Consider the following 9,160-nt stretch of genomic DNA (forward strand, 5'->3'; position numbering starts at 1 on the left):
TCGGGAACCGCCATGAATGTTCCCTAATCCACTAAAATTTTATTTTAACTACACAATTTCTGGGGATACCTCAGCCGAATCGCCTAATTTTTAAAGATCCAGAATCTAAATGTTCTAGGCCAATGTAGTGTTCAAGCCCCGAATCTTTTGGTGTAACTTTTTCATTAACATTGTGAACTAGGTCAGAAAACTTCCACTTAATCCATTTTGATTTGTCGATCTTTGATTGAAATGCCTCATTAAGATTTTTAATTTCTATATTCATTTAAGCACCTCAAAAAGCTGCATCATCGATTCCTTTAATACTTCAGAACTTTGTTGCCAATTTTCATAGGCTACACTTGGCGAATCAATTTTTTCGCTCTTGGTACTTTTTATATAAAGCGGAATGTTTAAACTTCCATCTTTTTTGATCACCTCTTCAACAGTAGCAACATAACTAAAGCCTTCTTCAGTTTCAAAATCCAAGAAAGATTTGTAAATTCGCTGCAAATGCTCAGGCATAAGATAACTAATCGTTTTTTCTCTCTTTATTTCATCACGAGCATCAATAAAGAGAATTTTCCCTTTTCGATTTTCCGCTTTTGAATTGTTTGTAATCAACAAACAAGATTCCATAATTGAGTTATAAAAAAGGTTCTTTCCAAGTGCAATGACACATTCGACCAAGTCATTCTCGATCATTTTTTTACGCATTTCTTGTTCTGAATCTCTAAACAATACCCCATAAGGCCACAGAACAATAGAACGGCCATTCTTGTCATCTAAACTCTTTTGGATATGCTGCTGAAACGCATAGTCCGCGCAGCCCTGCGGTGGCGTTCCCCATAGGTTTCTGCCGTACGGGTCATTTTCAAAACTCTTGCGATCCCATGCTTTAATTGAGTACGGCGGGTTGGCCAGAATCACATTAAACTTTTTCAGCTCATCATTTTCGATAAAGGCCGGCGCTGCCAGGGTATCGCCACGCACAATGGCAAACTCCTCAATGCCATGCATAAACATGTTCATGCGAGCAATGGCGCTGGTGAGCAGATTGATTTCTTGGCCGTAGAGTTTAAGCGTACGGTACTCTTTGCCTTCTTCTTTTAAATGCAGCGCACAGTTAAGGAGTAAACCACCTGAGCCGCAGGTTGGGTCGTACACCGATTCACCAGGCTGCGGATCCATAATCATGGTCATCAGCTTAACTACGGTGCGGTTGGTGTAAAACTCGGCGGCGGTATGGCCACTGTCGTCGGCAAACTCTTTGATCAGGTACTCATAAGCGTTGCCAAGCTTGTCGTCAGGTACAGTTCTGAGGTTCAGCTTATGCTGTGAGTAGTGTTCAATCAGGTTAATGAGCGTTTCATCGGAGAGCCGTTCTTTGTTGGTCCAGCTAGCATCACCAAAAATGCCAAACAGCGTTTCTGGGTTAGCTTTTTCGATGGCGCGCATCGCATCTTGAATGGCCACACCAACATTCACAGTGACATTACGGACGTCATTCCAATGCGCCCCTGTTGGCACTTGAAAGTGGTGGTTTTCGGCAAATTCAGCGTAGGCAATATCGCCATCGCTCTCGGCTAAAGCACGATCATACTCTTCGTCGTACACATCGCAAATGCGTTTAAAAAACAGCAGCGGGAAAATGTACTGCTTGTAATCACCGGCATCGATGGTGCCGCGCAGTGCAACAGCGGCTCCCCACAGGTATTTTTCTAGTTCTTGTTGGGACATCATAAAACGGTATTCTCTACTTCAACGACAGTCTGTTTTACATCAAGCAAACGCATTAATTGGTTTTTAATATTTTGCCGCCGCTGCTCAAAGAAACTGAGAAAATCTTCAATAGCCAGCGACTGACTCGGCGCAATCAGGTTTTGCCGCAGATAACTTTCACGCGCATCCTCAGTGGTAAAGTTTTTCGCTAACCACTGCTTAAATTCCTGATCGCTCTTTTCAATATTGCTGGTAGCTTCCAGCAATTGCAGGTTAGGTAGTTTATTGAAGAGATTTAAAAAGACTTCGATATCCTGCTCAGCAATATTCAGTTTGCGCAGTTTGGCTTTGTTAAAAAATGCCTGCGGGTGGATATGGTCCTGATGGTACTTATAGGCATTATTAAGCCCTGGGTATAACAAGGTTAATGCCGAATAAGTTTTGGCTTTGCCGTACTGCATATCGAGTAAGTTTTCGATATCGTCTTCGGTAAAACTAATCGACTTTCTGCTGCCTCGGTAATGTTCAATGGTTTCCTGCAGTGGGAATTTACCTAAGTGACTATTGATTAAATCCCGCATTTTCGGATAAATCGAATCTGGCTGGCCACCAAAGGTGCCTTTCAGTAACACACGGGCGAGCCATTCTTTAATGGCTTTTCTGTCTGCTTCACGATGTGAACTATGCAAAATGCTATCTACAAAACCGTTTTTATAAATAAAGTAGGCAATTGGAATAATGGTGTTGGTTGCCGCCAGGCTGTCTCGGTTGTAACCCAGCTTGGCAACTAACTCGATACTTGAGCGCACTGCAGCCGAAGACTTTTCCCAATTGGCTTCGATGATCGCCATATTTTCTTTGGTGAAATTATCGACTTTAAATTTCACATCAAAGTCGGCGAGTACTAGACATGACTTTAAAACAATGTCTTTGTTGAAGTTAAAGCCATCGCCAATTTTATTAATGCTATCGACAAACTCATGGATGATTTCACGGGCATCTTTGTCTTTCCACTGCGCGGTAGCAATAGAAAGCAAAAGGTCGGAATAGCTCAGCTTAGTACCGCCACTGTTTATGCGAATGAAGATCTGCAACACCTTATCAAGCTCTTCCCCTTCTTCGAGGTAATAGCTAATACAGCCTTTTTGGTGCACCACGTTAAAGAACTCGTTCAGCGTGTTAATCGCAAATTCTGACTCTTGTTCGGTATACACCGAGGTATCCATCAGTTTGTTCTTCATCAAGAACATGGACACTTTACTCATATCGGTGATATCTAGAATTTTACCGCATTCAAACCAGAAATAGCCTTCTGTTGGCTGCGCTTCGTCGGCGGACAGAAACCTGAAATCGTATTCAATTTCCAATTCATCCGACGGTTTCAGTAAATTTAAGTACAACTTTTTGGCTGGAAATGCGTGTGGGCTATTCCACTGATAATACGGCATTTTTTTGGCATACGTGCCTGTGAGCGCAACATACATCGAGGTCATACGCTGCTGACCATCCAACAAAGCGATAATATCCTCATCATTTGAGATATCAGCCTTACGGTTATGCTTGTTGTCACGCTCATGGTAGTGGTTTAAAAATTCATAGAACTGAAAGTCTTTAATTTTGTTTTTATCGACTCTCCAAAACAAAAAAGTACTAATTGGGTAATCGCGCATCAACGAATCAAACAGCGTTTCAATTTGGTCGGTATCCCAAACAAATTCGCGTTGAATAGATGGCAGCACATAATGCCGTTTACGAATATTGTCGATAGCTTTTTTGATGGTAATAGGTGCTTCGTAACCGGCCATTAGAGAAACCTCTGTAAAATCGTTTTAAATTTTTCTTCTGCCGCAAGGCTTTCTTGCCATGCACGTTTTAAATCTGCCATTGCTTCTTCAACAGTTGGCAGGTCATCTTCAATGATTTTCTCAACGTAGAGCGGAATATTGAGGTTGTAATCATTGGCTGCTAAATCGGCTTGTGATGCCACTTTGACGTGATTTGGCACATCCTGGAATTGTTGATACCAGTCATAAATTTGTTGGACGTGGCTGGGTTCGAGGAAGTTTTGTGCACGGCCCACGCGGATTTGATTTGCTGCATCGATAAACAATACTTTACCTGCTTTAGCGGCGGGCTTTACACGTCGGAAGACCATGACACATGCAGCTAACTGGGTGCCATAAAACACGTTAGGGCCAAGCCCGATTACCGCTTCTAACATGTCTTGTTCGAGCAGCGCTTTGCGAATAACACCTTCGGCCCCTTTGCGGAATAAAGCACCATGAGGCAATACCACGGTCATCCGGCCGTTGCTATTCATGGACTTCACCATATGCTGTACCCAGGCCATATCACCGTTGCCTTGCGGCGGCACGCCAGCAATATTGCGCCCATAAGGATCGCTGGCCCAATTCTCCGCACCCCAATCGCTTAATGAAAATGGCGGGTTGGCAATCACGCAATCAAAGGTTTTTAAGCCATCGGCGGCAAAAAATGCAGGGTTACGTAGAGTGTCGCCGCGGGCAATCTCAAAATCTTCAATGCCATGTAAAAACATGTTCATGCGGGCAATTGAGCTAGAAGTTAGGTTTTTCTCCTGACCAAATAGCTTTAAGGTGCGATAGTCTTCGTTGTTGTGTTTGAGATGGTCAACACATTCGAGCAACATACCGCCAGTACCGCAAGCTGGGTCATAGATGGTTTCACCTTCATGTGGATCTAAGATTAAACCGAGTAAATGCACCACGGAGCGTGGGGTATAAAATTCTCCCGCTTTTTTGTTCGATAAGTCGGCGAAGTGCTTAATCAGATACTCGTATGCTTGACCCAGCATATCGGGGTCTACATTGTCGTTGCCCAGCGTGTATTGCGAGAAATGCTCGATTAAATCAATCAGCAGTTTATCCGACAACTTATTTTTGTTACTCCACTGCGCATCACCAAATATCCCGTACAGGTACGATTGGTTCGCTTGCTCAATGCCACGAAGCGCGTTTTCAATCGCCTCACCAACGTTGACGGTTTTTTCCCGTACATCAGACCAATGGCAATTTTTAGGCACTTCAAACCTGTGCATTTCTGGCAATGCGGCGTAAACCTCATCACCGTCAGATTCGGCTAATGCGTTGCGGTATTCTTCGTCGTATACATCGGAAATGCGCTTAAAGAACAGCAACGGGAAAATGTAAACTTTGAAATCTGAAGCATCGACTGGCCCTTTGAGGATCCATGCTGCTTTGGACAGATATTGTTCAAGTTGGGATAGGGTTATTTTTTCAATTGCCATTTTGTCTTCTTTTTTTACATCTAAAAAATATGCGCTATACGCAAAAGTTGCTCAGCATTCGCTACCTGAGCAAGCCACTAAAATAGTTATCTAGCACCTCAATGCTGAGCATAAGGCTTGATACATTGAGATGTATCAGTAGTAAAGCTGCTGCAACTGCTGGTAACCAACTAAAAAGCCTTAGACAGAGAAGCAGTCTTGTTACCTTTTTTTCATTCTGATCCAGACACTCGGTGGTGCTTTCGATCTTTTTGCGCAAAGGTTCCGGGTAATCTACTGCTCTGATATTTATCTCATCGAATAAAATCGAACGAGCATCTTTGATGCGGGCAAGCTGCAACTGTTGGTTGTGCATGAGCTCTGCAAGTAACCAAGATGCTAGTAAAGTGGCTAAAACCAAAACTAATTGCTCAAATACATTCTCAGTCTTAACTATCAGAAGAAGTGAACCGAGTGATATCGGTATACCAAGGATTTTACCAGAAATATCATTAAGTACTTTAGCAAGTTGGTCTGCAGCGGCTACCTCAGCATCGGCCACTTCTTTTCGTGCTTTGTGGAAAGCAAAACCACTGATGTATGTATCAAAATTCTTCTTGAATAGCGTAATAAATTCAGCCCAATGCAACACCAAATAAGCGAACTTATCCTGAACATTACCGGCTGAGTTAGTTAAGAATTCAATTACCGTCGAGCGAAAAACAGACTTTTCTCTGCCAATATGCGGGTTTATGGCAGACTGTTGACCTATTTCGACTATGACAGAAATATCGATTGGTGGTACTTCGACCAGATTTGAACTTAATCTTGGCGTCAGCTGCAAGGATTTTGAGCTTGTGCCTTCCGCCTCCCTAACAAAAACTAAATTTAAAGCATCTTGTCCAATTTTTGAGTCGTGATAATGGGCTAGATCTTTGAGTTCATGAATTAAAAGAACAATAGCGTTTAGCTGCTGGTATTTTGATAAATGTTGTTTTTGCTCTGCTGAGTAATAATCATCCTCTGCTACGTAAAACGCCACATTCACATCACCTTTACTAAGGCTGCTATTACGTTTAAGAAGATCTTTTATATCGCTGTAAAATTTGCAGTCACCAGTGCTAATTCGGCAAGTAACATGCAGTTCTTTGCCATAATCAGTAGCACTTATCTCATCTAATGTTTTCTCTTGCCCATCTAGTACGAGCTCATCAAAGCTAACTAGACGATGCTTTTCGACCTGTTTTAGTTGCTGATAAAGTTCATCATTAAGTACAACTGAGGTATCAAGCCAAAGATCATCCTTGATTGATGGATTTCCAAGAGATCGATAAAACATGACAAGATGTGCAAGCATAAACCTAGCTCTCTACCTTAAGATCACGTAATGCTTCTTCTATCTTCTCTCTCATCTCGGCAGGCAGGTGTCGTATAGTTAGCTTTGCCCCTTGCTTATCATACTGAATTTCCGCATCTGGCGTTATACCAAGCGCATTTACTTCAAAATTAATATCCCATTTGTCTGCTTTATACTTAATAAACGTATGCTTCTTAAGCACTGTCGAGCTAACTGGAAACTCATTTGGAACGGCATTTTTTTCACCATTTAATCGTGCGTATAACTCTTCAGCCCATTCGTCTGCTTTTTGATGATCGTCTTCAGGGAAATAGTTACGAGCTATCTTTTCGACTTTACTTAAAGTCGCTGACCTACCGGCTTGCGCGCACTCAGAAAGGTATGAGGTTAATTCTTGTTTGAATTTTATCCGATGCGGGGTTAGTTCAGGCTTGGTTTTGAAAAATGCAGACGTTTCACTTATTACTAAATCTGTCGCTTTGGCAGACGCCGTTCCTCTTGAACAACCAAGTGCTTTAATAAAATATCCCGCGGTCGATTTGTTAGTTGAAGGACTAACAAAGCTAAGATAATTGATATCTGACTTATCCTCGGGCTTTGCAGTAACATACTGTCTAAAGCGTTCAAAATTAATCCGCGCAGCTTGGTGTAAACTATTAAGGTCAAGTTCTTCAGTCGTTTCTGGAATTAAACTCTCAGATAATCTAATACCTGCTTTCGTTTTCAGCATTGCAATTAGAAAAAAACGACCTTGTTCACTTTCATAATCCGCAGCCATAATGTAACCACCTGATGCTGCAGTTGCGTCTATTGTTGCACGCTCAAGTTCATCCATTGCAACGTGAGAGAGTTTTATAAATGATTCATCTGATGGTGGAGTCTGCTCAAAATAGTTGTTAAAAGCTGGCGGGAAGAAGCCTGCTTTAGCACCTTCTAAAAAAGTACCGTAGTGCGCACTATTATTGCGCCGTCCATATAAGCTGGTAACGCCTTCCAATAGAGTTAGAACCACGCCATTGTTTGCAGGAAGCACCACGGATTTCTTGATAGCTTTTTCAAAGGGCTTATGCTGCTCTTTTACAAGCTCATGAATAACCACTCTATTAGTTATAATTGCCATTATTCGTCCCTGATTTAAACAATAAACATTACTTTACCTTGCCAGCCGATTAAAACAATTGAAATTTCTCTCAAATTTTATTAAGGTAATATTTATTTCGCTGATTAATTTGTTTTTTAAGCTGCTTGATTGACTCCGCCCAACCCCTAGATTCAGTTTCATTATAAACTTGCTCAGCATGCTCCAGACAAATCAGGTTTTTCACGTACAGCTCGTCCTCTGGTTCAAGCTCATGCGCATTGGGTAACCAGTGATAAGCGTGAGCATAGGTTAAAGGCCCATCTAGTTTTCGTTTTTCCTTCATGTTATCTCCTTGCAAATTAGCCGGTTAGCAACGAACTTAACTCTGGCTTACTTCTACCATAGCTAACTATCATGATGCTAAGACCGCTCTGGCGATAAGCGTTTAACGCTTTCTGTAATGCGTCGATAATCCAGCTAATCGCATTTCCAAAAGCCCCTCCGCCTAACAACGTTAAGTAAACCTTCTTGTTGCCGGTTTTAGTGGCATTAATGAGGGCAGCGGCCAGCGTAGCTTCGTAAGCGGCCTGCAAAATTAAGCTAGCTAGTGGCTGCCAAAGCGCCGCCGGATGCTCAGTGTAGGCAACTGGCATGGCTGAGCAGTAGGCTTGAGTAACAGCGTGACCAATGTTGTTGAGTGTGACTTCAGTATCGTATTGCACACCAATTTTTACTGCGTTAATCAGCTCAGTGATTTCAGTTTCATTTAATTGCGCCAGCGTTTGATTTATGGCGTTTAGCTGTTTGCTACTGGGTAGCGCGTAGCCGTTTTTCATTTGCCACAGGCTATCAAACTGCTCTGTTACGTGCTGGTTAACATGCGTTAATAGCTGCTGCTCAAATTGATCCAGCATATTTAGCTGCCGCTCGGCAGTTTGCCCAGGCTCGCCATCAACAGGCACAAAGTAGTTTCGGTAGATAAGCCCAGCACCACATGCCATGGCGCAAGCAGGACCTTGTGTACGGTCGAACTGATAACCGGTTATGCCCGAGTCAGGCGTAACCGTAGGGCTAACCATTTCTAATAAATTAAACTGCGAAGCGACCTGAAAGAACGCGCCAGCGTTTTGTGGCTTCATATGCAGGCTTTGCACATCGGCAGTTACTTCTTGCACGCTAGCTGGCTTGGCAATGAACGTTGCACTTTGCATAATCGCGGCGGCTTCAGCTTTTAAATCAGCCAAAGTGGGCGTGACTAAATGCCCTACCTGAAATGTTTTCCCATTGGCACGGCTGGTTAACACGCCGTTTTCTAGCGACAACATTTGCCGTACTTGTGCCGCGCCCTGCTCGGTAAAACCAGTTAGTTGCTCAAACCACATTTAACACTCCTTAACTGACATCCTGTCTTCATTATCCATTTTTGCCCCGAAAAATCCGTACTTATATTAGGTCCAAATAACAACCTAGGCTATAGGCCCTTATCAAATCTGGTCAATAAGTAAGCTGAGCGTTCCTGCTCCGTATTGAACTCAAACACCTTGATAAGCTCCATGTCATCCAGCTCTTCAGGTGGTAGCAATCTGGCAATGCTACTTTCATCAATGATTACGCAGTATTTACCATTGTTCTCTTGGGTGTACACTGCCCCGCCTTCAAAGCGTTGAAATAGTGTTAATCCGGCTAAGTCGTCAATCGACGGATAAGCGGCTTTCGCATTCATCAAAGATCCTTGTTCGGCGACAATTAGGATGAC

General features: G+C 42.8%; 9 protein-coding genes. All 9 read right to left on the bottom strand.

Features of this window, described 5'->3' with window-relative positions; translation table 11 throughout:
• Window positions 1-70: 70 nt before the first annotated feature.
• Window positions 71-265 carry a hypothetical protein gene (locus A9165_RS15810; protein WP_065956597.1) on the bottom strand — a complete coding sequence of 65 codons (195 nt, stop codon included), beginning with the start codon at window positions 263-265 and terminating at the stop codon, window positions 71-73.
• The gene (locus tag A9165_RS15815) at window positions 262-1,722 is read right to left on the bottom strand and encodes a class I SAM-dependent DNA methyltransferase (protein ID WP_218060748.1); all 1,461 of its coding nucleotides are present in this window, start codon (window positions 1,720-1,722) and stop codon (window positions 262-264) included. Before A9165_RS15815 ends, A9165_RS15810 begins: the two co-directional genes overlap by 4 nt.
• Complete coding sequence (locus A9165_RS15820) at window positions 1,719-3,506, bottom strand: DUF262 domain-containing protein (RefSeq protein ID WP_065956598.1); 1,788 nt, start codon at window positions 3,504-3,506, stop codon at window positions 1,719-1,721. Before A9165_RS15820 ends, A9165_RS15815 begins: the two co-directional genes overlap by 4 nt.
• Window positions 3,506-4,987 (bottom strand): class I SAM-dependent DNA methyltransferase, encoded by a 1,482-nt coding sequence (locus A9165_RS15825; RefSeq protein ID WP_065956599.1) that lies wholly within the window; start codon window positions 4,985-4,987, stop codon window positions 3,506-3,508. Before A9165_RS15825 ends, A9165_RS15820 begins: the two co-directional genes overlap by 1 nt.
• A 61-nt stretch (window positions 4,988-5,048) precedes the next feature.
• The gene (locus A9165_RS15830) at window positions 5,049-6,323 is read right to left on the bottom strand and encodes a hypothetical protein (RefSeq protein WP_065956600.1); all 1,275 of its coding nucleotides are present in this window, start codon (window positions 6,321-6,323) and stop codon (window positions 5,049-5,051) included.
• Between the two features lie 4 nt (window positions 6,324-6,327).
• Window positions 6,328-7,443, bottom strand: a complete 1,116-nt coding sequence (locus tag A9165_RS15835; protein WP_065956601.1) for a nucleoid-associated protein — start codon at window positions 7,441-7,443, stop codon at window positions 6,328-6,330.
• A gap of 70 nt (window positions 7,444-7,513) precedes the next feature.
• A complete protein-coding gene (locus A9165_RS15840; protein WP_065956602.1) occupies window positions 7,514-7,747 on the bottom strand; it encodes a hypothetical protein in 234 nt (77 codons plus the stop codon).
• A 16-nt stretch (window positions 7,748-7,763) separates the two neighbouring features.
• Window positions 7,764-8,786: a hypothetical protein gene (locus A9165_RS15845; RefSeq protein ID WP_065956603.1), complete on the bottom strand. Its 1,023-nt coding sequence runs from the start codon at window positions 8,784-8,786 to the stop codon at window positions 7,764-7,766.
• Between the two features lie 89 nt (window positions 8,787-8,875).
• Window positions 8,876-9,160 (bottom strand): hypothetical protein (locus A9165_RS15850; protein WP_255365750.1); only part of this gene is annotated, 285 nt, incomplete at its 5' end.

The organism is Alishewanella sp. HH-ZS, assembly GCF_001704375.1.
Lineage (GTDB): Bacteria > Pseudomonadota > Gammaproteobacteria > Enterobacterales > Alteromonadaceae > Alishewanella > Alishewanella aestuarii.

Coding starts and splice junctions, on each gene's coding strand:
- A9165_RS15810 (WP_065956597.1), bottom strand. CDS start 265: ATGAATATAGAAATTAAAAATCTTAATGAGGCATTTCAATCAAAGATC.
- A9165_RS15815 (WP_218060748.1), bottom strand. CDS start 1,722: ATGATGTCCCAACAAGAACTAGAAAAATACCTGTGGGGAGCCGCTGTT.
- A9165_RS15820 (WP_065956598.1), bottom strand. CDS start 3,506: ATGGCCGGTTACGAAGCACCTATTACCATCAAAAAAGCTATCGACAAT.
- A9165_RS15825 (WP_065956599.1), bottom strand. CDS start 4,987: ATGGCAATTGAAAAAATAACCCTATCCCAACTTGAACAATATCTGTCC.
- A9165_RS15830 (WP_065956600.1), bottom strand. CDS start 6,323: ATGCTTGCACATCTTGTCATGTTTTATCGATCTCTTGGAAATCCATCA.
- A9165_RS15835 (WP_065956601.1), bottom strand. CDS start 7,443: ATGGCAATTATAACTAATAGAGTGGTTATTCATGAGCTTGTAAAAGAG.
- A9165_RS15840 (WP_065956602.1), bottom strand. CDS start 7,747: ATGAAGGAAAAACGAAAACTAGATGGGCCTTTAACCTATGCTCACGCT.
- A9165_RS15845 (WP_065956603.1), bottom strand. CDS start 8,786: ATGTGGTTTGAGCAACTAACTGGTTTTACCGAGCAGGGCGCGGCACAA.